This is a genomic window from Prevotella rectalis (assembly GCF_900607215.1).
GTDB lineage: Bacteria > Bacteroidota > Bacteroidia > Bacteroidales > Bacteroidaceae > Prevotella > Prevotella brunnea.
Genome location: NZ_LR027820.1, coordinates 749,251 through 749,870, shown reverse-complemented (window position 1 = coordinate 749,870; position 620 = coordinate 749,251). Strand labels below are relative to the sequence as shown.

General features: G+C 49.8%; 1 protein-coding gene. It reads left to right on the top strand.

Translation table 11 applies throughout. The features are described from left to right. Positions 1-620, top strand: a 620-nt coding sequence (locus tag E0E16_RS14235) for an IS256 family transposase (RefSeq protein WP_255418107.1), incomplete at both ends; no start/stop codon positions are given.

Below are 620 nucleotides of genomic sequence, written 5' to 3'. Positions count from 1 at the left end.
CTTTCCTCCCACTATTTAGCCGTCTATATCGACGCCACCTTTATTTCCACCCGTAGGGACAGACAGGTGTCCAAGGAGGCCTACTATACCATTCTGGGGGTATTGGAAGACGGCAGCAGGGAGGTGCTCACGGTTGTCAATCATCCCACAGAAGGGGCTCTGTGCTGGAAAGACGAGCTTGAGGCCTTGAAGCAAAGAGGCGTCGAACAGATAGACTTAGTCGTTTCCGATGCATTGCAAGGAATAGAGAATGCCGTCTGTGCAGCCTTTCCAGGTGCCGCACACCAGTTCTGCGTGGCACACGTCAAGCGACAGATACTCAGCGGCGCATCACATAAAGACAAACCAGTAATGGCGCAGCAGCTCAGTGAGGTGTTCCAATTGGAGAACAACGAGATGAATTCCTTGCAGGGATACGAACAATTCATTACCTTTGTCGAGAAATGGGAAAGGAAATATCCTGCACTAAGAAAGTACAAGACCGAACGCAACTGTGCCTACTTCACGTATATGGACTTCCCGGCCCAAGTGCAGAGGTGCATATATACGACCAACTGGATTGAAAGGCTCAACAGGAAGTACAGGAGAACCATCCAAATGAGAACATCCATGCCATCAGA